We start from the raw sequence: 20,498 nt of genomic DNA, 5'->3' as shown, positions 1-20,498 counted from the left end.
AACCCTACGAGATGATCGGCGCCCAGCTGAGTCCGTGCCCGAAGCGCCACAGCGGATCGGCCGTGTCGAAGGGCACGTCCTCCCGGGATGCCTCCACCGCCGCCATCGAGCGCGGCAGATCGAACGGCAGGCGGCCAGTGGTCGCGGCACGGCCGGTGATCGCATCGAGCACGACGCGGTCTTCGACGCCGAAAGTGCCGACGAGGGTCACCCCGAGCTCGCTGAGCGGGGTCAGGACTGCAGGCCGGTCGAGGAACACGTCGATGATGGTGGGCGTCTGCTCCGCGATGCCGGCGATTCGCGCGATCTCTTCCTCGGAGAACTCCAGGCTGCCGCTGTGGAAGCCCTGCTCGAGCATCCCGTCGCGCTGCTCGAAAGGGGCTGTGAGGCGGAGGACGGCGACATCGGCGGATGCCGGGTCGGTGACGGCGATGGCGCGACCGGAGAGGGCATCGGCATCCATCCCCTCGAGGTAGACGCGCGTGGTCGTGGAGAGCGCGATCGGCTCGCCCTGCAACGCCACGATCGATGCCCGCTGCACGCGCTCGCCCACGGCCAGGTGAGAGGGGATCGCGATGTGCTCGCGGATGTCTAAAGAGGACACAACCCGACCGGCCGCGTCGTCGAACAGCCCGAGTCGCTCCTTCTCGCGCAGGACGCGCCGCACCGACTCGTCGATGCGCTCCTCCGGCACCAGGCCGCTGGCGACCGCTTCGAGCACGGGGGACGGGTCGTCCTCGCCGCCGAACTGGTCGACACCGGCATCGAACAGTCGCACGACTCGCTGCACGGGGTCGGCACCCAGCATTCCCCACGCCCGTACGGGCAGCTCGACACCCAGGCGGGGCAGGCGCATTCCGTGCACGATGTTGAAGTCTGTGACGACGACACCGTCGAAGCCGAGCCTCTCGCGCAGGAGGCCGGTGATGAGGCGCCGTTCGAAGGCGAATCCGACTTCGTCGTACTCCAGTCCGAGCGGAGCGGCGTAACCGGGCATGACCCGTGCCGCACCCGCGTCGATCGCGGCCGCGAACGGACGCACATGGTCGTCGAAGCGACCGCCCGGATAGATCGTGTGCGCTCCGCGTTCGAAGTGCGCGTCCTCTCCGCCGCGTTGCGGACCGCCGCCGGGGAAGTGCTTGACGGTGGCGGCGACGCCCGACTCGCGGAGGCCCTCGATGTACTCGCTCACGAGGGCTGAGGCGAGATCGGGGTCCTCGCCGAAGGTTCCGGAGACGCGAGCCCATCGCGGTTCGGTGGCGAGATCTGCCATCGGATGCAGGGCGATGTGGATGCCGGCCGCCCTGAGCTCCTCGCCGATCATGCGCGCCGCCTTGCGCACGAGGGCGGGGTCGTGCGTCGCGGCCAGGGCGATCGGCTCGGGGAACGGGGTGAAGCCGCCGCCGCTCATCGCGACGTCGGGGTTGCGGCTGCGACCGTGCACGGGGTCGGAGGCGACGGAGACCGGGATGCCGAGTCTCGTGGATACGGCGATCTTCCGGATCTCCTCTCCCCACCGCGCCAGCTCGGCCACGGGGGCCGGATTCATCAGCGTCACATGTGTGACGTGGCGGTCGCGGATCAGCTCGCTGGTGGGCGCGAACCCGAAGGGCGACTCGTCCTCCGTGCCCTCCCAAAGGGCGCCGTCGACACCGGTCACGATACGCGCGACGAGCAGGCTGCCGACCTTCTCCTCGAGGGTCATGGTGGAGAGCAGCGCGTCGATGCGTGTCTCCGCTGCGGTGATCGTGATGTCGTTCATGTCGGGGTCCTTCATCGGCTCGGCGGCTGCGGTCAGAGGTGGCCGCTCCAGTAGAGCACAAAACCTAGTGGCGACTAAGTCAATTTTCGATGAACTCTTGCAGACCATGGAATCCGCGCGCTATGGTCGGCTGAATTAACTTAGTGGTCACTAAGTCTTTACCCCTGGGAAGGGCACGGCTGGTCCAATGAGGGACCACACGGACCGAGGAAGGCCCCATGCACACCACTCCCCCCGCACCGCAGACACGCGTCCCGATGTCGCGCATCTACCTGTTCGCGCTCATCGAGCTCGCCGCTCTCGGCGCGCTCGTCACCCCGCTCGTCGTCTCGCTCTCCCTGAAGGTCCTCCAGCTCGTGCCGGAGACCGAGAAGGAGGGGGCGCTCGGTCTCGTCACGGCCCTCGGCGCGCTCGCCGCCCTCGTCGCCAACCCGATCTTCGGACACCTCTCCGACCGCACGAGTAGTCGCTTCGGCCGTCGACGGCCCTGGCTCATCGGCGGGGTGATCGGCGGTGTCGCCGCGGCCGCCCTCATCGCCGTCGCGCCCAGCATCCCGGTCCTCGTGGTCGCATGGGTGCTGTCGCAGGCGGCCTACAACGCCACGCTGGCCTCGCTGTCGGCGCTGCTCGCGGACCAGGTGCCCGAAGAGCAACGCGCCAAGGCATCCGGGATCTTCGGCGCCATCGGCTTCCTCGGCCTGGTGCCGGCCATGCTCGTCGCCGCCCTCTTCGCCTCGAATCTCACGGTGGTAGTCCTCGCGATGCCGATCGTCGCCGTCGTGATCGTCGTGGTCGTGTGTCTTGCCATCCCCGACCCGCCGGTCGAGCGGTCCGACGGCGAGCACGGCTCGGTCGGTCAGGTGTTCCGCGCCTTCCTGTTCAACCCGGCCAAGGCGCCGATGTTCACCCTGGTGTGGGTGCAGCGTGCAACCATGCAGTTCGGGTACACGGTCGTGTCGACGTTCGGGCTCTTCTACCTGATGATCAGGCTGAACATGGAGCAGGTCGCCGCGGCGTCTCTGACCTCCGCGGCCACGCTCGCCGGAGCCGCACTCAACGTCGTCGCCGCCTTCGCGTGCGGCTACCTCGCCTCGCGCCGGGGGAACTACGGGCCGTTCATCGTCGGCTCCGCGCTGCTCATGGGGCTCTCGCTGCTGCTGAAGGCGTTCACTCAGGACCTCTCGGTGTTCTGGGTGAGCACGCTGCTCGCCGGGTTCGCGCTCGGCGCGTACTACGCGGTCGATCTCGCCCTCGCCATGCGCACCCTGCCCGCCGGCGAGGAGGGCAAATACCTCGGGATCTTCAACGTCGCCAAGACCCTGCCGCAGTCGATCGCACCGGCGATCGCTCCGCTGGTGGTGCTGATCGGCGGCAGCGATCCCGTCGCCGGAGGGGACAAGAACTACACCGCCCTGTATCTCGTCGCGGCGGTCGCCGTGCTCGCTTCGCTGCTGACCCTGCCGGGTCTGCGCCGGGTGCTGCGCCGCGACGTGTACGACGCGGGGCGGGCCGACGCGGCCGCGGCCGCACTGAAAGAGGAGGTCGCGTGAGCGCCATCATCGCCGGAACCTACAACTCCAGAGACACGGGCGGAACGCCGCTCGCCGCGGGAGGAGTCACCCGCGCGGGAGTGCTCTACCGCTCCGACGCCCTCGGCGGTATCACCGACGACGGCATCCGCACCCTGAGCGAGAGCCCGATCGGGACGATCGTCGACTTCCGCAGCGAGTTCGAGCGGGTCGAGGCGCCCAACAGGCTGGGCACGGAGCGCTCCTTCGTCGAGGTCGGGATCCCGCTGCTCGAGGGATCGATGACCGGGATGCCCTCACCGGCAGACCTCGGCGACCTCGGAGATCTCGACGGCGAGGCGGCGCGAGCGATGCTCTCCCGCATCCCCTCGCTGGCGGAGCTCTACGTCGGCATGCTTGGTTCGGCCGCCGCATCCTTCGCGGAGGTCGCCAGGCTCGTCGCCCGTCCCGCCGACGATCACGGCGCCGTCCTCGTGCACTGCACGGCCGGCAAGGACCGCACCGGCGTTGCGACGGCCCTCCTGCTCGACGCAGCGGGTGCGGACCGAGCCGCCGTGGTGGCCGACTACGCGCAGAGCGAGGAGAATCTCGCCGGCGAGTGGGCGGAGCGGATGCTGGAGCGCGCGAGGAGCTGGGGCATGCCGCTGGTGCCCGCCCTCACGGACCTCGTCACCGCGACGCCCCCGCAGGCGATCGAGGCCGCGTTCGCTTGGATCGATGAGCGCGGCGGATCAGCCGAGTACCTTCGCGGCGGCGGCTTGTCGGACGACGATTTCGAGGCCCTGCGCGAGCGCATCGCCGGCTGATGAGCCTTCTCGACACGGGTGCCCTGCTCCTGTCCGCCGTCCTGGCGGCGGGGCTGGGCGCTCTCATCGGACTCGAGCGGCAGTGGCGCATGCGCACCGCAGGCATGCGCACGAACGCGCTCGTCTCGCTCGGCGCCGCGCTCTTCGTCATCCTCGGTGCACAGGCGCTGCCGGGCGAGACCGCAGACCCCACGCGGGTCGCCGCCCAGGTGGTCTCGGGGATCGGGTTCCTCGGAGCCGGCGTCATTCTGAGGGAGGGGCTGAACATCCGCGGTCTCACGACCGCGGCGACGTTGTGGTGTGCTGCGGCCGTCGGCTCGCTCGCCGGAGCCGGGATGCCGCTGCTCGCCATCGGCGGCGGACTGCTGGTCGCGGCGACCAATGTGCTGCTCCGGCCCCTGAGCACCGCCCTCAACCGGCGGCTTCGCAATGGCGTGCAGGGGGAATCGTCCGAGGACGGCGCAGACGTCGTCAGCACACAGGACTTCGTGCTCGAGGCGACGACGAGTGAGAAGAGCGAGCAGCGTGTGCGGGCGCTCCTGCTGCAGGCCGCCACGCATCCCCAGCTCACTCTGCGCTCTGTGAGAGTGCGGCCGGGCAAGCACGCCGAAGTGCAGGTGCGAGCCGAGGTCACCGTCGACGACCTCGAGCATGTGGCGGTCATCGAGCGAGCGATCTCGCGCGTCGGCACCGATCCGAAGGTGATCGGCAGTCGATGGTGGGCGGTGGAAGCGAGCGACTGACCAGGGTGCGAGACTGGCGGACATGACGGATGCCGCGCTCGATGCGCTCCTCGCCCGGATCCCCCGAGGCGACGGATCCCGCCGCCTCGTCGGCGTGACCGGGAGCCCCGGCGCGGGCAAGACCACGCTGGCCGCGGCGCTCGTCGCGCGTCTCGAGGCCCGAGCTCCCGGCAGGGCGGCCCACCTGCCGATGGACGGGTTCCATCTCGCCAACGCGACGCTCGACGCCCTCGGCATCCGCGATCGGAAGGGCGCCATCGAGACCTTCGACGGCTGGGGTTTCCTCGCTCTCCTCGACCGCGTCCGCGCCGAGACCGACCATGTCGTCTACGCGCCGAGCTTTCGCCGCCACGTCGACGAGGGAGTGGCGGGTGAGATCGCCATCGGACCGCACGTGCAGACCGTGGTCGTCGAGGGCAACTACCTGCTCGCGGCCGCTGAACCGTGGAACCGTGTGCGTGATCGCCTGGATGCCGTCTGGTTCTGCGTCGCCTCTGCTGAGGAGCGCGAGGCTCGGCTGATCGATCGGCACATGCGGCACGGGCGTTCACATGAGGGCGCGCGCGCCTGGGCGCACGAGGTCGACGGCGCCAACGCTGTGCAGATCGAGCAGGCCAGGGCGCACGCCGATCTCGAGGTCGACGGCGTCAGCTGGCGGATCCTCTAGGGCAGGCGCTCGAGGGAGCGTGTTAGATGGGCAGATGGAGCACTCCGCCGCACCCGATTCTGCCGAACGCCCCTCGGCGCATACGCGTCGGCGCTTCCTGATCGCGGCGGGTTCGGGCATCGCCGTGACCGCCACGGGAATCCTGCTCTCCACGATCCCCGTGGGCCCAGACGGCGCGACGACGCCCGTGGACCCGGACAATCCGAGGGGGCTGACGGAGTACGAACCCGTCTACGACCGTGCGGTCAAAGGTCTCGAAGCCCCCTTGGGGTTCGAGGACTGCAGGCACCCCACATCTCGGTCGCCACGTGGCACCGCAGGAAGCGACCACCACGAGGTGACGCCGATCATCGACCGCTTCATCATCCACCACACGGGTACGACCCATGAGCAACTGGACTTCCTTTCGCGCTGCAACAAGCGATCCTCCGCGCCCACCTTCTATCTGCGGCACGACGGGTCCGTCTTCGAGCTCATCCGCCCCGGTGCGAAACCTTCATCGACCGGCGCCGACTGGAACTGGCGGTCGCTGGCAGTGGAGACCCTGGACGCCACCGGAGCGCCTGACTACGCCGTGACGGCGGCTCAGTTGGAAGAGCTCGCACAGATGATCGCGTGGCTCGCGACCTACGACGGCAAGACTCTTGACGGTGTGCCGGTGTCGTTCACGATCGACAGGGAACACGTCATCAGTCACCGAGAGACCTGGACGGGGACCGAATGCCCCGGACCGTACCTGCAATCTCGGCTGGACGACATCGTCGCCCGTGCACGCGAGATCTTCACAGCGCGCTGACACGGGTGCTTCAGCTCAGGCGCTCCTGCTCGGGTCCGAGCGGAGCCGGATCGACGGATGCGGCGCGCACCGCCTCCTCGCGCCGGGAGATCTCGACCGGCACACTCAGCGACAGCGGCGCGAACGGCAGGAAAGCGCGCTCGAACAGGTGCGCGAAGAACGCGCGCACCTCCGCCCGTGGATCCCACGCGACAGTTCGGATCGTGTCGGTCTTCATGCCTCCAGTGAACCGCACGGGACCGGGCGGAACCAGGTACCGGCGGGGCTCCCCACGCTCGACGAGAGGCGGAGACGCCGACAGCGCCCGCAGCGCCGTGCGTCTCCCGGACCCGGCCCGGCTCGAACGGGCGACCACCCTCGCCAGGCTGCGGGCCGGGCGCATCCTTACCGGGTAGATGCACCTTGGGCGGGTTCGGTCTGCATGCTAGCAGAGACGGGCCACCCCCCGGATGGTTGGCAGCCGCAGCGCGGGCGTCGCTCGACCGACCGGCGCAATACGATTGAGCGGTGACCGACCCGCGCACGACAGCCGAGCGTCTTGTGCGCCGATTCGCCCGTGAGACCAACCTGCTCGTCGCCGGACGCACGTTCTCGGTGGAGGGGACGGATGCTGTCGCAGACGAGCTCCGCAGGCTGCTCCCCGCCCTCGGCGCTCATCTCAGCGTCGGCGGAGTGACCTTCGCCCCGGGGCAGGCCGACGAGATCCTCGCCGACGGAGCCCCGCTGCCCGCCCGCACGACCGCCACGGCACGCGTCGACAATGCCGGGGCGCACATGCCCGTGTCCACCCTCACCGCCGGTCGTCTTCGCAAACACGGCATCGTGCGCGGCATCCGCATCGGCATCGCGATGGTTCTCGAGCCCAAGACCGCCCAGCTCGCCCTGCTGCTCCGCGATGCCGGCGCCGAGGTCGTCGTCTACGCCCACCCCGACGAGATCGATGTCGAGGTGGCCGACGTGCTGCGTGACCGCGGCATCCCCGTCGACGGCGACCCTGCTCTGAGCGGCGCTGAGGAGCGGGCTGCGGCCGTGGCGTTCCTGCACCGGGGATTCGATCTGCTGCTCGACGACGGCTCGCACCTGATCCGTCTCGCCCACGAAGAAGGCATACCGGTGAAGGGCGCCGCGGAGGAGACCACGAGCGGACTCACCCCGTTGCGTCTCATGCAGCAGAGCGGGCTGCTGAGCATCCCCGTCATCGCCGTGAACGACGCAGGCCTAAAGACGTCGTTCGACAACCGCTACGGCACCGGCCAGTCGTGCGTGTTCGCGATCGCCGACGTGCTCGACGGGGCCGGCATCGGCCTGCGTGATCAGCCCGCCGTCGTGCTCGGCTACGGCCCTGTCGGCGAAGGCGTCGCCGCTCATCTGCGTGCGTTCGGCGTCGAGATCGCGGTCGCCGAGACCGACCCCGTGCGCGCGCTGCGCGCCGCGCACGACGGTCACCGGATCGGTCCGCTGGCGGAGCTCGCCGACGGCGCCCTGGTCATCTCGGCGACCGGCGCTCCGCACACCGTCGACACCGCGACCCTGACTGCGGCGAAGATCGTCGCGGTGGCGGGAGGCGTGCCCGGGGAGGTCGACGTGGACGTCTCAGCGCTCGAACCGGTCGGCGTGCACCTCGACCGCGTCGCCGACGGCGCCCTGCTGATCGCCCAGGGAGGCTGTGTGAACCTCGCGGCCGCCGAGGGCAACCCGATCGAGATCATGGACCTCTCCTTCGCCGTGCAGCTCGGCGCGGTCGAGCAGCTGCTCACCCGTGATCTGCCCGCGGGCCTGCATCCGTTCCCCCCGGAGGCCGATCAGGCCATCGCCCGCGCCGCACTCGACGCCCGAGGCGACACCATCGACACGCCCAGCCGGGAGCAGCGCGATGCGCAGAGCGAGTGGCGGTCGCGCCGCTACCTGGCGGCAGCCGGCGAGCAGGAGACCTCGGCATGATCACCGTCTACTCCGCTGGCCTGGTCGTCCCGGTGACGGCCCCGCCCATCGTGGACGGCGCCGTCGCGGTGCGCGACGGACGCATCATGCACGTCGGCGAGCGAGCGTGGGTGCGGCGATCGCTGTCCGAACGCGGCTTCGCGTACGACGAGGTCCACTGGCCCGGCGTGCTCACGCCAGGGCTCGTGAACGCGCACACGCACCTGCAGTACACGGGCATGGCCGTGGTCGGTCGTGGTCAGTACACGGGCTTCGACGATTGGGTGCAGGCATTCGACCCGGTATACGAGGCGGGCAGGGACTGGGGAGCGGATGCTGCGGCCGGCGCCGAGATGGCACTCCGCTCCGGCACGACCGCCGTCGCCGACGTCGTGACCGACCCCGCGGCGGCCTCCGCCCTGCACGACGCCCGACTGCACGGCATCACCTACTGGGAGGTGATGAGCTGGACCAACGCCGACTGGGCCCGCACGGGTCGCGCACAGGTCGAGCAGGCGCTCGACGCGCTTCCCACACCGCCGGGAACCGGCCTCTCGCCGCACGCGCCCTACTCGCTCGACATCGAGCCGCTGCTGGAGATCCCCGACATCGTGCGCGAGCGCGGCGGACGCATCCACATCCATCTCGGTGAGGCCGCGTTCGAGAGCGAGTTCGCGCACGAGCATCCGCAGGCGTGGCACACCGCCGGTCTTGCGAGCTTCCAGGAGCTCCGCGAGGCGGGCTTCGGCACCAGCGCCACGGAGTTCGTCGACCAGCTCGGCGTGCTCGGCCCCGACTGCCACATCGCGCACGGCGTGTACATGAGCGCGCGCGACCGCGCGATCCTGCGGGAACGCCGCACCACCGTGGCCCTGTGCCCGCGGTCGAACGCCGTGATCGGCCTCGAGGAGCCGCCGATCGCCGCGTACCTGCGCGAGGGGAGCCCGATCGCGGTCGGCACCGACTCGCTGTCATCGAGCCCTTCGCTCGACGTGCTCGCCGACGTCGCGGAGCTCGCCCGCATCGCGCGCTCGCAGGGATACACCGACCGCGACCTGCACGCCCGCCTGCTGGGCGCCGCCACGATCGGCGGGGCTCATGCCATGGGCATCGACGTCGGTCCGGACCGCACCGGCTACCTCGCTGTCGGCGCCCTCGCCGACCTCACCTTCTTCGATGTGCCGGCCGGTGCCGACGCGATTCCAGAACTCGTCGAAGCGGGCGCCGGACGCGCCGCGGCGACCATCGTCGCGGGCGAAGTGCGCTTCGCGGCATCCGACTTCCCCCTCCAGACAGGAGCGACTCAGTGACCGCACGCCCCGCCACCGCCGACCGGCTCGACCTCGCCCCGCATCCCGAAGGCGGCTGGTTCCGTCGCACGTGGACGAGCCCGCTGGCCGTCGAGACGCCGAACGGCCCGCGCCCGGCCGGCACCTGCATCCACTACCTCCTGCAGGCCGACGAACGCAGCGAGTGGCATGTCGTCACGAGCGACGAGCTGTGGCTGTGGCACGGTCCCGGCAGGCTGGAGCTGAGTCTCGGCGGTGACGGCGCCGAGCCGCGGGCGGCGTCGACCATCGTGCTGAGCGGGACGGATGCCGCTCAGGTGCTCGTGCCGGCGGGCGTCTGGCAGGCGGCCCGCCCGCTCGACGACAGCGAGGTCCTGGTGTCGTGCTTCGTGTCTCCAGGTTTCGATTTCGCCGATTGGCGGCTCGCCGCGTCGCCTACTCTTGATCAGAACTCGAACACTCTCCCGTGAGACATCTACCCGACCACACCTCAGGAGCGACCGTGCCCCGTACCCTCCGCCGCGCCGCGGCCGCCGCCATCGCGGTCGTCGCCGCAGTCACCCTCGCCGCCTGCGCCGGCACCCCCTCTTCCTCATCCACGGCCGCTGACGGCGAGCTTCAGACCGTCACCGCCGGCAAGCTCACGATCGCCACGGGCGAGCCCGACTACGAGCCCTGGTTCGTCGACGACGATCCCTCGAACGGCAAGGGCTTCGAGGGAGCCGTCGCGAACGCGGTCGCTGAGCAGCTCGGCTTCGACTCCTCCGACATCGAGTGGGTGCGCACCGGCTTCGACGCGGCGATCGCGCCGGGTCCGAAGGACTGGGACATCAACATCCAGCAGTTCTCGGTCACCGACGAGCGCAAGAACGCCGTCGACTTCTCGAGCCCGTACTACACGACCACTCAGGCCGTCGTGGCGCTGAACAGCTCGTCGTCGGCATCCGCCACCACGATCGACGAGCTGAAGAAGGCCAAGGTCGGAGTCGCGGCCGGCACCACCAGCTACACGGTCGCCAAGGAGCAGCTCGGAGACGCGAACCTCAGCGTGTTCAACACGGTCGACGACGTCGTGCTCGCACTGCAGGCAGGCCAGATCGACGCCATGATCACCGACCTGCCCGGGGCGTTCTACATCACCGGCGCCGTGGTCGACGACTCGACCGTCACGGGTCAGTTCGAAAGCTCCGACGGCGGCGACGAGTTCGCGGTCGTGCTGCCGAAGGGCTCGGCCCTGACGAAGGCCGTGTCCGATGCGGTCGACGCGCTGCGCGAAGACAGCACGCTCGATGAGCTGCAGCAGAAGTGGCTCAGCGACGCGGTCGACGTCCCTGTTCTGAAGTGACGAACCTCTCCGCAGAGACGGCGTGGCAGCCGAGCGAGCTCGAGCTGTCGCGCCGCGCTCTGCGGCGCCGAGCCACCACGCGCTCGGTGCTGATCGCGTTCCTCAGCAGCCTCGTGCTGGTGGCGGTCGCCGTGATCGTCGTCGTGAACACGCCGGGCTGGACCGTCGTGCAGCAGACGTTCTTCAACCCGAAGATCGCGCTGCAGAGCATCGGTCCGGTGTTCCAGGGCCTGCTGACCAACCTGCTCGTGCTCGTGATCGCGGCGATCGGCGTCGCGGTCCTCGGCACGCTGCTCGCGACGCTGCGCTCGCTGCGCGGCCCGGTGTTCTTCCCGCTGCGCGCGCTCGCCGCGGCCTACACCGACTTCTTCCGCGGCGTGCCGCTGCTGATCGTGCTGTACCTGATCGGCTACGGCATCCCCGCGCTGATGATCTTCCCGCGGATGCCTCCGGCGTTCTGGGGAACCATCGCGATCATCGTCACGTATTCGGCGTACGTCGCCGAAGTGCTTCGCGCCGGCATGGAGGCCGTGCATCCCTCGCAGCGGGTCGCCGCGCGCTCGCTGGGTCTCAGCCACGCGCAGACCCTGCGCATCGTGGTGATCCCGCAGGGCGTGCGCAAGGTCGTGCCCGCCCTCATGAACGACTTCGTGTCGATGCAGAAGGACGTCGGGCTGATCTCGGTGCTCGGGGTGATCGACGCGGTCCGCGCCGCGCAGCTGCAGGTCGCCGACACCTACAACTACACGCCGTACGTCGTCGCGGGCCTGTTCTTCATCGCCCTCAGCTGGCCGATGATCCGGTTCACGGATGCTGTGACGGCCCGCCTCAACAGGCGCGAGCAGGCCGGAGGAGTCGTATGAGCCCTGTACCGTCCGATGGTGCTGTCGTCATCGAGGTCCGCGGCGTGCGCAAGCGCTTCGGCGACCACGACGTGCTCCGCGGGCTCGACCTCGCGGTCGCCCGTCACGAGGTGGTCGTGCTGATCGGGGCCTCCGGCTCCGGCAAGTCGACGCTGCTGAAGACCATGAACCTCATCGAGCGCGTCGACGACGGGCAGATCTTCCTCAGCGGCGACGACATCACCGATCCGAGGGCGGATGCCGACAGCATCCGCGCCCGCATCGGCGTCGTGTTCCAGCACTTCAACCTCTTCCCGCATCTCACGGTGCTCGAGAACATCACGCTCGCAGCGCGCAAGGTGCACGGATGGCGTGCGCCCGATGCGCGTGCGCGCGCCCTGGAGCTTCTCGAGACGCTCGGCCTCGGTGCGAAGGCGGGGGAGTACCCCGACCGGCTCTCCGGGGGTCAGCAGCAGCGCGTCGCGATCGTGCGCGCGATCCTCACAGAACCCGAAGTGCTGCTGCTCGACGAGATCACCAGCGCTCTGGACCCGCAGCTCGTCGGAGAGGTGCTCGACCTCGTGCGCGAGCTCAAGCGCCGCGGCACCACGATCGTGATGGCCACGCACGAGATGTCCTTCGCCCGCGAGGTCGCCGACCGCGTGGTGTTCCTCAAGGAGGGCGTGCTCGTCGAGCAGGGACCGCCGGAGCAGCTCTTCGACGCCCCGCAGCATCCCGCCACCGTCGAGTTCCTGGCGCGCGTGCGGCACTGAGTTCTCGCGTTCGCCAGACGTTTCGCGTGCGGATGCGGGGAGTCGTGGGTGCGCCACCGCGCTCGTGACGCACCACCATCGAATCCGCGTCGGGATCCTGGTGGGGCGCCGCCATCCTGGTGGCGCGCGGACGACGGCCGAGTCGGATGCGGGGATGCGTCAGGCTTCGGGGCTCTGCGGCCGCGGATCAGGCATGATCGTGTCGACGCGGGGTTTCGCGTTCGCCTGCGCGCGCACCCACACCACGAATCCGATCGCGGTGAAGGCGCCGTAGAACACGTACATGAAGCCGGTGGCGTAGAAGCCCGAGCTGAACAGCAGCGGCACGCCGACCACGTCGACGGCGATCCAGATCAGCCAGAACTCGGTCCAGCCCTTCGCCATGCCGTAGGTCGCCATCAGCGATCCCACGAAGGTCCAGGCATCCGCCCACACCGGCTCCCACGAGCCGAGTGCCCGGAACAGGGGCGTCAGCGCCACGGTGCCGACGACCATGACGAGCACGATGCCTAGGCGGGCGCTCCAGGGCGCCCAGCGCGGCGTCACCTGCCCGCCATCGGATGCCGCCTGACGCCACCGCACCCAGCCGTAGATCGCGACCGTGATGAACATCACCTGGCGCCCCGCCTGACCCAGCAGGCTCGGCAGCTCGTGATCGGGGTTCAGGATGGTGCCGAGGAACACGGTCAGCAGCAGCACGTTGCCGACGATGCCGACCGGCCACGCCCACACCTTGCGGCGCATGCCGCCCAGCGCGCTCGCGAGTCCGAAGACGTTGCCGACGACCTCGCGCACGAGCAGCGTCTGGCCACCGGGCAGTGACCAGGTCGAATTGAACAGCTCGACGAGCCAGGTGAAGAGGTTCATGCGGGGGTCGGGCGGTCGTCGAGGATCAGCTGCAGGAAGGTGAGGTCGAGCCAGCGGCCGAACTTCATGCCGACCTGCGGCATCCGCCCTGTCTCGACGAAGCCGAGCCGCTCGTGCAGGGCGATCGAGCCGGCGTTGTCGCTCTCGACGGCCGCGACCATCACGTGCTTGCCGATCGTGCGGGCCTGCGAGATCAGCTCGGTCATGAGCGCGCTGCCGATGCCGCGGCCGCGCTGGTCTCCGCGTACATAGACCGAATGCTCGATCGTGTGCCGGTAGCCGTCGTGCGGACGCCAGTCGCCGAACGTGGCGTAGCCGAGTACGCCGTCGTCGTCGGATGCCACGAGCACCGGATAGCCTGCGCGCAGACGATCGGCGAGCCAGGCGGCGCGATCGTCGACGTCGACGAGACGTTCGTTCCAGATCGCGGTGGTGTTTGCCACGGCGTCGTTGTAGATCTCGGTGATCGTCTCGAGATCGGCGATCTCGGCATCTCTGATGTGCACGGCTGACTCCTCTGGGGTGGGGGGCGCGCATGCCGACGGTAGCAGGGGTGGGGGTTCGCCCTGAATTCTGTTGGGTCGGAACCGCGCCACGGCGGGTGTCTCACGCGCGGAATGATGTGTCGCCGTGTCAGACGTGGCGTCTGCGCGCCCGGGCGTGTGTGCGGGAAGTCGCGACCGGAAGTCAGAATGAGGGAATGACGAACGCAACGACCGTGCGCGACGAGATCGTGGCGGGAATCGACGCCGAGCACCTCGGGGCCTACGGCCTGCACGTGCTGATCGGCGACCACGAGGCCGGGCATCGGTGGCGCAGCGATGACCGCGAGAACCTGTATTCGGTGTCGAAGGGCGTCAGCGCGCTCGCCGCAGGCATCGCGATCGACGAGGGGCTGCTGTCGCTGGACACACCGGTGCTCGATCTCGTCACCGTGCCCGCACCGGGTTCCGGAGTCGAGAGTGTGACGCTCGAGCACTTGCTGACGATGACCAGCGGCATCGACTTCACGTGGTTCGGGAGTCAACCGGTGACGTCTCCGGATCTTGCGGTGGAGATGCTCAGTGCGCCCACGCGTGGGCCGGGTTCGATCTTCCAGTACTCCGACGCGAGCACGTATACGGCGATGCGGATGTTGGGCGCAATCGTCGGCGACGTGCGCGACTGGCTCATGCCCCGGCTGTTCGAGCCGCTTGGTATCCACAATCCGCAGTGGCACAGGTGTCCGCGCGGCTGGGTCGTGGGCGGCAGCGGGCTGGAGTTGAGGACCGAGGAACTGGCGCGGATCGGGCGGGTGCTGCGCGACGGCGGCGGCGGACTCGTGAGCCGCGGCTGGGTCGAGCGGATGCACTCGCAGTGGGTGCCGACGGGTGCCGACGGCGACTCCGCGAACTACGGTCTCGCGGTCTGGCAGGGGCCAGGCCGAACATGGCGGCTCGATGGGCTCTACGGCCAGTACGTGATCGTCGACGAGGAGGCGGATGCCGTCGTCACGATCACCGCGCACGAGGAGAACCGCGACCACCGGCTCGCCGAGATCGCGGCGGATGCGCTGCGCGGCCTCGACGCCGAGAAACCTCTTCGCGCATGAAGACACCACGCCACGGCGGGTGTCTCGCGCGCGGAGGGGTGCGTCACCGCGCGGAGGCGGTGTCTCGCCGCCCGCGCGGGATCGCGGCATCCGCTCAGGCCGCGCGTCCCCGGGTGCTCAGCGCATCGCGGACGACGATCGCGCGGCGCAGGTCGACCATGATCGGGTCGAAGAACCGCTCGCGGTAGCGCGGTTCGCTCACGGCCGAGAAGATGAACGGCAGCGTCGCGATCAGGGACAGGAGCGCCGCGGCTTTGATGAGGTTGACCGTGACGGGCAGATGTGCTCCGCCGATTACGAGCGGCTCGACAGGCAGCGGCTGCGCGGCGCTGCCCGGCCCGACCCAGATCTCGACGACTCCGACCGGGATCGCGACCGAGCCGATGATGATGAGCAGCGCGCACAGGAGAGCGGCGAAGAAGAGCGCCTGCAGCAGCTGCGCGAAGGTCATCACGAGCAGGATGTTCACGCGCTGCGGCCAGCGCAGCGCCTGCCGGGCGCCTGAGGCCGAGGTGAGCCGCTCGGCCGGGGTGTCTTTCAGGAGAGCCGCCCGCTGCTCGGCCGTCGGCGCATAGGTCTCGTCGTCGATCTCGCCTGCGCTCACACGCAGGACGACGATGGTCGCGAGGGCGCCGATGACCAGGCCGACGAGCGCGAGCGAACTGCCGTGCAGGGCGGATGCCATCTGCCAGACCTCCGCGGAGAAGAACGCGAAGACCACGAGCATCAGGATCACGGGCAGCGCGATCGACGCCATGTGCCCGATCGCCGAGGCGTTGCGCACGGCGAGCCTCGAGGCCCACGAGATCAGCGCGCCGCCGCCCATGCCGGTGACGAGCACGCACACCGCGATGATCACGATGGTCTCGAACACCGGGCTGACCGTCGCCTGCCGATCCAGGGCGTAGCCGCCGGCGACGAGCGCGGCCGCACACAGCACGATGACGGATGCCGCGACAGCCGTGCCCGGACCGGTCGGCAACCGTCGCACGGCGAGGCGCACCAGCAGGAACGCGATCCATGCGAGCGCCAGCGCGAGCAGCAGAAGGATCAGCACCACCACCGCGACGATCGTCTCGTCCTCATCCGACAGCTCGAGAGCCGCGGAGATCGCGACGTCGAGACCGCCGGTGAGCAGGAACATCGCCACCGTGACCCACGCGAGCAGCGGAGCGACGCGTCGCGGCAGATCGGTGAACCAGCGCCGCAGGGGCACGAAGGTCGGCAGCCCCTGCTCGCGGAACCAGCGGTCGGCATCGCGACGGACGGCGGATGGCGCGGCCGTCGCCCCTGCTCGCGGAGACGGGCGACGACGTGCGGATGACATGCAGCCGAGGATACCGGCCACCGTCGGACCTGCCGCGCTCGGCCCCCGGTCGGCGCCGCGCTCAGCTGGCCCTGCATCGGTCCGCCCCGCATCGATCCGCCTGCATCGATCCGCCCCGCTCGGAGCCCCGCTCAGCGCGCCCGCTCGCCCGGTGACTCATCCGGGAGCCGCATGGCCCGCCTATGCTCTCCTTGAGCCAAGTGCTTCAGCGCCCCGACATCGCAGGCCGAGCGACCCGGCGAGCGACCGGACCATCCGAAGGAGAAGCACGATGACGAAGACACGATGGGCCGTGCTCGGTCCCGGAGTCATCAGCACCGATTTCGTCACCGGGCTGCGCAGCTCGAGCCTCGGCGTGCTGCACGCGGTCGGCAGCTCCGACCCCGATCGCGCGGCCGCCTTCGCCGCACAGCACGAAGCTGCGGCATCCGGCAACTATTCCGACGTCATCGCGCGCGACGACGTCGACGCCGTGTACATCGGCACCGTGCACACCACCCACGCCGCTCTCGCGATCGAAGCCCTCGAGGCGGGCAAGGCCGTCCTGTGCGAGAAGCCGATCACACCGACGGCCGCCGACACGCGACGGGTCCTCGACGCCGCTGCCCGTGCGGGCGTGCCCTTCGTCGAGGCGTTCAAGCAGCGCTTCGGCCCCTTCGCCGATCTGCTGCGTCGGCTCCTCGCCGACCGCGAACTCGGCGAGGTGCACGGAGTGGTTGCCGGGTTCGGTGGGAACAATCCGGCTCGGACCGGGCGTGCCTTCGATCCGACGCTCGCCGGCGGGGCGATCCTCGACGTCGGCTGCTACCCGACATCGCTCGCGGTCGAGGTGGCCAGGATGACGGGCCGTGGTGATCAGCGCGTGAAGTTCGGCGATGTCGAGGCCGAATGGGTGAACGGTGTGGATGCCGACACCACGGCGCATCTGGCGATCGGAGACCTGGCTGTGGAGCTGCGCACCGCGGTGATCCGCGAGATGCCGGGGGCTGCGGTGATCAGCTGCGAGCGAGGTGACATCGTCCTGCCCTACGCATGGGGGAGTCGCACCGAGAGCCCCTCCTCGCTCATCCTCCGCGCTGACGGCGAGGAGAAGATCGTGACCGTGCCCACGGTGCAGCCCATGGCCGCCGAAGCGGATGCCGTCTCCCGCGCGCTCATCGATGGGCGCGTCGAGGCGCCCGAGATGCCGTGGGTCGACTCCGCGCTGATCGCGGAGATCAGCACACGCTGGCTCGAGGCCGCCCGACGTCAGTGAGCGGGCGTCTCCTCGCCCTCGTGGAACTCGACCTTCTTGCCGACCATCCGTCCGATGCCGAGCACGATGCCGACGATGATCAAGCCGGCGATGAGCCCCGCGATCGCCGAGAACAGGGTGTCGCCGATCCAGACGATGACCGCACCGGCCGGCTCGAGCGCGTGCTCGATGCCGTGCAGGATGTCGGCGCCGAAATGCACCCCTACTTCGCCGAGGTTCACGAGAAGCAGGTGACCGCCGACCCAGAGCATCGCGACCGTTCCGAGGATGCTGATGAAGCGGAACACCGCGGGCATCGCGTTCACGAGGCGGGTGCCGTTGCGACTGATCCGCTTGTCGGAGCTGGTGGCCATCTTGAGGCCGATGTCGTCGATCTTCACGAGCAGGGCGACCGCGCCGTAGACGACGCCGGTCATGATCAGGGCGATCACCGCGAGGATCGCGAGGGTCATCCAGATGTCGAGGCCCTTGTCGAGGCTCGCGAGCGAGATGAGCATGATCTCGGTGGAGAGGATGAGGTCGGTGCGCACGGCGCCGAGCACGAGCTTCTTCTCGTCGCGGGCGCTCTCGTCTTCGTGCCCGTGCTGGATCCCGAACCACTCGAGCACCTTCTCGGCGCCCTCGAAGCAGAGGTAGAGGCCGCCGACGATGAGCAGATACGGCAGCACCCATGGCGCGAACGCCGTGAGCAGCAGCGCCACCGGGATGATGATGACGAACTTGTTCGCGAGGGAGCCGAGCGCGATCTTGCCCACCACCGGCAGTTCGCGGGCGGGGGTGATGCCCTGCACATACTGCGGGGTCACCGCGGCGTCGTCGATCACGACGCCTGCGGCCTTGGCCGAGGCTTTCATCGCCGCACTCAGGATGTCGTCGACGACAGCGAGCAATCCAACCGACATGAGCGTCCCCCTGTGATGTGTGTCGGGGAGCAACTCTATCCAACGCCTGTGACGGGCTCAGCCGCCGCTGTCTAAGAAGACCCCGATGCGATCCCCGTCGAGCACGAACTGCAGGGCCTTGCCTTCGGGGAACTGCGTCCGCAGTGCTGACGGAACGATGTCACCGGCGGGACCGTCGAGCGGCATCTCGATCGTCGCGGGGAATGCTCCCGCCTGGCACGCCGAAAAGGAGATGCCGCCGTAGCCGTATGAGCCCGAGGAGACCTCCTCGGCTGTCGGCAGCTGATCCGTTTCGAACACGTTGAGGCAGGGGTCGCCCACGGCGCCGTTGAGTCCGCTCGCGCCGACGAAGAAGGTGAGACCGTGGAAGTCCCAGACAGGTGAATCCTCCGTCAGTCCGAAGAATCCGATGGGGATCTCGCTCAGCGGGCTCGGCGTCAGAGTGGCGATCTGAGGCGCGTTCGACGACACCGTGACCGGCGAGAACGAGACGGCTGCATAGGTGATGGCCGCCGCGGCCGCTGCGGAAGCGACGACTGAGGAGAGCCAGAGGGCTCGTCGGTGCCGGAGGAGGAACGAGCGCGACCCGGTGATCGGATGCTCCCCCTCCTGCTCGACCAGAACGGGGCCATGCGCGAGAGGGGCATCGACGAGGGGAACCGTTGCGATGGCGGCCCCGGCTGCAGCATCCGATGCCTCCTCAGCGAGGGGAGGCGGTGCCGTCTCGATCTGCACCCCGCTCTGCGCCTGCGCGCGGAGATCCTCGAGTTCTCGCAGCCGCATGGCTGCGACAGGATCGCCGGCGATGTCAGCGGCCGGGCCGTAGGCGCGTGCACGGAGCACACGGAGTTCGTCGTCGAGTGCGGCATCCATCTCCGGCATCGTCTCACGCCGAGGTCTTCCGCCAGCGACCCGCCGAAACTCACAGCGCGCTCCCAGTCCCGCGGGACCAAAACGGCACCGGCATCCGTTCTTCTCTATGACGCCGCAGCCAGCTGCGTCAGACAAGGAGCATCATGTCGAACGAGTACCGCAAGACGCCCGAGTCGGTCACCGCCCTCACCGACTCCCAGTACACGGTCACGCAGCGCGACGGCACCGAGCCGCCGTTCCGCAACGCCTACTGGGACAACCACGACGACGGCATCTACGTCGACGTCGTCTCGGGCCAGCCCCTGTTCTCCTCCCTCGACAAGTTCGACAGCGGAACGGGATGGCCGAGCTTCACGAAGCCGATCGACGCGGACGCCGTCACCACCCGCACCGACCGGACGCTGTGGATGACGCGCACCGAGGCGCGCTCCACCGGCGCAGACAGCCACCTCGGGCACGTCTTCGACGACGGGCCGGTCGAAGACGGCGGCCTGCGCTACTGCATGAACTCCGCCGCTCTCCGTTTCGTCCCGGCATCCCGCCTGGAAGAGGAGGGCTACGGTCGATACAGCGGCCTGTTCACGAACACCACTTCCGACATCTCTGAGGAGCAGTCATGACCGACACCGGAACCATCACCCGCACACCAGGCACCGAGACCGCCGTCCTCGCCGGAGGCTGCTTCTGGGGCATGGAAGACCTGATCCGCCGCCAGCCCGGTGTGCTCGACACCCGGGTCGGCTACACGGGCGGATCGAACGACCACGCGACCTACCGCAACCACCCCGGTCACGCCGAGGCCGTCGAGATCGTCTTCGACCCCGCCGTCACGACGTACCGCGACATCCTCGCGTTCTTCTTCCAGATCCACGATCCGTCGACCCTGAACCGTCAGGGCAACGACATCGGGTCGAGCTATCGTTCGGCGATCTTCCCGCTCTCTCCCGAGCAGGAGACCGTCGCCCGCGACACCATCGCCGACGTCGACGCCTCCGGGCTGTGGCCGGGCGAGGCCGTCACCACGATCGAGCCGGCCGGCGCGTTCTGGGAGGCCGAGCCCGAGCACCAGGACTATCTGATCCGCTACCCCAACGGCTACACGTGCCACTTCCCGCGTGCGGGATGGGTGCTGCCGAAGCGCGCCGAGGTCTGATCTCGGCGGGCGCCGGAGGAATTCCGCCGCGGGCCGCCCCCGCGTTCGGAAGGAGATC

Annotated in this window: 22 protein-coding genes; 15 read left to right on the top strand and 7 right to left on the bottom strand. The window is 69.4% G+C overall.

Annotated elements, in window-relative coordinates; all coding sequences use genetic code 11:
• Positions 1 to 4 precede the first annotated feature (4 nt).
• Complete coding sequence (locus tag QFZ53_RS01905; protein ID WP_307292919.1) at positions 5 to 1,762, bottom strand: glycoside hydrolase family 3 protein; 1,758 nt, start codon at positions 1,760 to 1,762, stop codon at positions 5 to 7.
• 218 nt (positions 1,763 to 1,980) lie between these two features.
• On the opposite strand from QFZ53_RS01905, the gene QFZ53_RS01900 reads away from it, so the two are divergent.
• From QFZ53_RS01900 to QFZ53_RS01880, 5 genes are read left to right on the top strand one after another with little or no spacing between them, the layout of a single operon-like run.
• Positions 1,981 to 3,312, top strand: a complete 1,332-nt coding sequence (locus QFZ53_RS01900) for an MFS transporter (protein WP_307292916.1) — start codon at positions 1,981 to 1,983, stop codon at positions 3,310 to 3,312.
• Positions 3,309 to 4,097, top strand: a complete 789-nt coding sequence (locus tag QFZ53_RS01895; protein WP_307292915.1) for a tyrosine-protein phosphatase — start codon at positions 3,309 to 3,311, stop codon at positions 4,095 to 4,097. Before QFZ53_RS01900 ends, QFZ53_RS01895 begins: the two co-directional genes overlap by 4 nt.
• Entirely contained in the window at positions 4,097 to 4,840 is a 744-nt protein-coding gene (locus tag QFZ53_RS01890; protein ID WP_307292912.1) for an MgtC/SapB family protein, read from the top strand. The genes QFZ53_RS01895 and QFZ53_RS01890 overlap by 1 nt, the downstream gene beginning before the upstream one ends.
• Positions 4,841 to 4,862: 22 nt before the next feature.
• Complete coding sequence (locus QFZ53_RS01885; protein WP_307292910.1) at positions 4,863 to 5,507, top strand: nucleoside/nucleotide kinase family protein; 645 nt, start codon at positions 4,863 to 4,865, stop codon at positions 5,505 to 5,507.
• Positions 5,508 to 5,541: 34 nt separating this feature from the next.
• On the top strand, positions 5,542 to 6,303 hold the full coding sequence (locus tag QFZ53_RS01880) for a peptidoglycan recognition protein family protein (RefSeq protein WP_307292908.1): 762 nt from the start codon (positions 5,542 to 5,544) through the stop codon (positions 6,301 to 6,303).
• Between the two features lie 10 nt (positions 6,304 to 6,313).
• On the opposite strand, the gene QFZ53_RS01875 is transcribed toward QFZ53_RS01880, so the two are convergent.
• The gene (locus QFZ53_RS01875; RefSeq protein WP_307292904.1) at positions 6,314 to 6,520 is read right to left on the bottom strand and encodes a hypothetical protein; all 207 of its coding nucleotides are present in this window, start codon (positions 6,518 to 6,520) and stop codon (positions 6,314 to 6,316) included.
• Between the two features lie 290 nt (positions 6,521 to 6,810).
• Between QFZ53_RS01875 and QFZ53_RS01870 the strand changes: the two genes are divergently transcribed.
• The 6 genes from QFZ53_RS01870 to QFZ53_RS01845 are packed head-to-tail and all read left to right on the top strand — an operon-like array spanning position 6,811 to position 12,472.
• The gene (locus tag QFZ53_RS01870; RefSeq protein ID WP_307292902.1) at positions 6,811 to 8,244 is read left to right on the top strand and encodes an adenosylhomocysteinase; all 1,434 of its coding nucleotides are present in this window, start codon (positions 6,811 to 6,813) and stop codon (positions 8,242 to 8,244) included.
• Positions 8,241 to 9,533 (top strand): amidohydrolase family protein, encoded by a 1,293-nt coding sequence (locus QFZ53_RS01865; protein ID WP_307292899.1) that lies wholly within the window; start codon positions 8,241 to 8,243, stop codon positions 9,531 to 9,533. Before QFZ53_RS01870 ends, QFZ53_RS01865 begins: the two co-directional genes overlap by 4 nt.
• A complete protein-coding gene (locus tag QFZ53_RS01860; RefSeq protein ID WP_307292896.1) occupies positions 9,530 to 9,982 on the top strand; it encodes a cupin domain-containing protein in 453 nt (150 codons plus the stop codon). Before QFZ53_RS01865 ends, QFZ53_RS01860 begins: the two co-directional genes overlap by 4 nt.
• Positions 9,983 to 10,014: 32 nt before the next feature.
• The gene (locus tag QFZ53_RS01855) at positions 10,015 to 10,857 is read left to right on the top strand and encodes an ABC transporter substrate-binding protein (protein ID WP_307292895.1); all 843 of its coding nucleotides are present in this window, start codon (positions 10,015 to 10,017) and stop codon (positions 10,855 to 10,857) included.
• Positions 10,854 to 11,720, top strand: coding sequence for an amino acid ABC transporter permease (locus tag QFZ53_RS01850; RefSeq protein ID WP_307292893.1), 867 nt, complete (start codon positions 10,854 to 10,856; stop codon positions 11,718 to 11,720). The genes QFZ53_RS01855 and QFZ53_RS01850 overlap by 4 nt, the downstream gene beginning before the upstream one ends.
• On the top strand, positions 11,717 to 12,472 hold the full coding sequence (locus QFZ53_RS01845) for an amino acid ABC transporter ATP-binding protein (RefSeq protein WP_307292890.1): 756 nt from the start codon (positions 11,717 to 11,719) through the stop codon (positions 12,470 to 12,472). Before QFZ53_RS01850 ends, QFZ53_RS01845 begins: the two co-directional genes overlap by 4 nt.
• 159 nt (positions 12,473 to 12,631) lie before the next feature.
• Here QFZ53_RS01845 and pnuC read toward each other — a convergent pair whose 3' ends face one another.
• Together pnuC and QFZ53_RS01835 are read right to left on the bottom strand one after the other, a co-directional pair.
• A complete protein-coding gene (gene pnuC / locus QFZ53_RS01840; RefSeq protein ID WP_307292888.1) occupies positions 12,632 to 13,339 on the bottom strand; it encodes a nicotinamide riboside transporter PnuC in 708 nt (235 codons plus the stop codon).
• Positions 13,336 to 13,845 carry a GNAT family N-acetyltransferase gene (locus QFZ53_RS01835; RefSeq protein WP_307292886.1) on the bottom strand — a complete coding sequence of 170 codons (510 nt, stop codon included), beginning with the start codon at positions 13,843 to 13,845 and terminating at the stop codon, positions 13,336 to 13,338. Before QFZ53_RS01835 ends, pnuC begins: the two co-directional genes overlap by 4 nt.
• Before the next feature lie 194 nt (positions 13,846 to 14,039).
• On the opposite strand from QFZ53_RS01835, the gene QFZ53_RS01830 reads away from it, so the two are divergent.
• A complete protein-coding gene (locus QFZ53_RS01830) occupies positions 14,040 to 14,930 on the top strand; it encodes a serine hydrolase domain-containing protein (RefSeq protein WP_373426219.1) in 891 nt (296 codons plus the stop codon).
• 94 nt (positions 14,931 to 15,024) lie between these two features.
• On the opposite strand, the gene QFZ53_RS01825 is transcribed toward QFZ53_RS01830, so the two are convergent.
• Positions 15,025 to 16,257: a hypothetical protein gene (locus QFZ53_RS01825; RefSeq protein ID WP_307292882.1), complete on the bottom strand. Its 1,233-nt coding sequence runs from the start codon at positions 16,255 to 16,257 to the stop codon at positions 15,025 to 15,027.
• A 271-nt stretch (positions 16,258 to 16,528) separates the two neighbouring features.
• Between QFZ53_RS01825 and QFZ53_RS01820 the strand changes: the two genes are divergently transcribed.
• A complete protein-coding gene (locus QFZ53_RS01820) occupies positions 16,529 to 17,512 on the top strand; it encodes a Gfo/Idh/MocA family protein (RefSeq protein WP_307292879.1) in 984 nt (327 codons plus the stop codon).
• Here QFZ53_RS01820 and QFZ53_RS01815 read toward each other — a convergent pair.
• The gene (locus tag QFZ53_RS01815) at positions 17,506 to 18,414 is read right to left on the bottom strand and encodes a DUF808 domain-containing protein (protein ID WP_307292877.1); all 909 of its coding nucleotides are present in this window, start codon (positions 18,412 to 18,414) and stop codon (positions 17,506 to 17,508) included. The genes QFZ53_RS01820 and QFZ53_RS01815 overlap by 7 nt on opposite strands.
• Positions 18,415 to 18,471: 57 nt before the next feature.
• Positions 18,472 to 19,287, bottom strand: coding sequence for a hypothetical protein (locus QFZ53_RS01810; protein WP_307292876.1), 816 nt, complete (start codon positions 19,285 to 19,287; stop codon positions 18,472 to 18,474).
• Positions 19,288 to 19,430: 143 nt separating this feature from the next.
• On the opposite strand from QFZ53_RS01810, the gene msrB reads away from it, so the two are divergent.
• Positions 19,431 to 19,907, top strand: a complete 477-nt coding sequence (gene msrB, locus QFZ53_RS01805) for a peptide-methionine (R)-S-oxide reductase MsrB (protein WP_307292873.1) — start codon at positions 19,431 to 19,433, stop codon at positions 19,905 to 19,907.
• Entirely contained in the window at positions 19,904 to 20,440 is a 537-nt protein-coding gene (gene msrA, locus QFZ53_RS01800) for a peptide-methionine (S)-S-oxide reductase MsrA (RefSeq protein WP_307292871.1), read from the top strand. Before msrB ends, msrA begins: the two co-directional genes overlap by 4 nt.
• Positions 20,441 to 20,498 lie beyond the last annotated feature (58 nt).

It is taken from the genome of Microbacterium natoriense (assembly GCF_030816295.1).
Taxonomy (GTDB): Bacteria; Actinomycetota; Actinomycetes; order Actinomycetales; family Microbacteriaceae; genus Microbacterium; species Microbacterium natoriense_A.
Note: the sequence above shows the minus strand (reverse complement) of the source record. Positions and strands in the feature narration are given on the sequence as shown.

What these genes read in the sequence shown, in the direction of transcription:
- QFZ53_RS01885 (WP_307292910.1), top strand. Translation starts at nt 4,863, where the DNA reads ATGACGGATGCCGCGCTCGATGCGCTCCTCGCCCGGATCCCCCGAGGC.
- QFZ53_RS01820 (WP_307292879.1), top strand. Translation starts at nt 16,529, where the DNA reads ATGACGAAGACACGATGGGCCGTGCTCGGTCCCGGAGTCATCAGCACC.
- QFZ53_RS01900 (WP_307292916.1), top strand. Translation starts at nt 1,981, where the DNA reads ATGCACACCACTCCCCCCGCACCGCAGACACGCGTCCCGATGTCGCGC.
- msrA (WP_307292871.1), top strand. Translation starts at nt 19,904, where the DNA reads ATGACCGACACCGGAACCATCACCCGCACACCAGGCACCGAGACCGCC.
- QFZ53_RS01830 (WP_373426219.1), top strand. Translation starts at nt 14,040, where the DNA reads ATGACGAACGCAACGACCGTGCGCGACGAGATCGTGGCGGGAATCGAC.
- QFZ53_RS01875 (WP_307292904.1), bottom strand. Translation starts at nt 6,520, where the DNA reads ATGAAGACCGACACGATCCGAACTGTCGCGTGGGATCCACGGGCGGAG.
- pnuC (WP_307292888.1), bottom strand. Translation starts at nt 13,339, where the DNA reads ATGAACCTCTTCACCTGGCTCGTCGAGCTGTTCAATTCGACCTGGTCA.
- QFZ53_RS01815 (WP_307292877.1), bottom strand. Translation starts at nt 18,414, where the DNA reads ATGTCGGTTGGATTGCTCGCTGTCGTCGACGACATCCTGAGTGCGGCG.
- QFZ53_RS01880 (WP_307292908.1), top strand. Translation starts at nt 5,542, where the DNA reads ATGGAGCACTCCGCCGCACCCGATTCTGCCGAACGCCCCTCGGCGCAT.
- QFZ53_RS01905 (WP_307292919.1), bottom strand. Translation starts at nt 1,762, where the DNA reads ATGAACGACATCACGATCACCGCAGCGGAGACACGCATCGACGCGCTG.
- QFZ53_RS01845 (WP_307292890.1), top strand. Translation starts at nt 11,717, where the DNA reads ATGAGCCCTGTACCGTCCGATGGTGCTGTCGTCATCGAGGTCCGCGGC.
- QFZ53_RS01810 (WP_307292876.1), bottom strand. Translation starts at nt 19,287, where the DNA reads ATGGATGCCGCACTCGACGACGAACTCCGTGTGCTCCGTGCACGCGCC.
- QFZ53_RS01825 (WP_307292882.1), bottom strand. Translation starts at nt 16,257, where the DNA reads ATGTCATCCGCACGTCGTCGCCCGTCTCCGCGAGCAGGGGCGACGGCC.
- QFZ53_RS01890 (WP_307292912.1), top strand. Translation starts at nt 4,097, where the DNA reads ATGAGCCTTCTCGACACGGGTGCCCTGCTCCTGTCCGCCGTCCTGGCG.
- QFZ53_RS01865 (WP_307292899.1), top strand. Translation starts at nt 8,241, where the DNA reads ATGATCACCGTCTACTCCGCTGGCCTGGTCGTCCCGGTGACGGCCCCG.
- msrB (WP_307292873.1), top strand. Translation starts at nt 19,431, where the DNA reads ATGTCGAACGAGTACCGCAAGACGCCCGAGTCGGTCACCGCCCTCACC.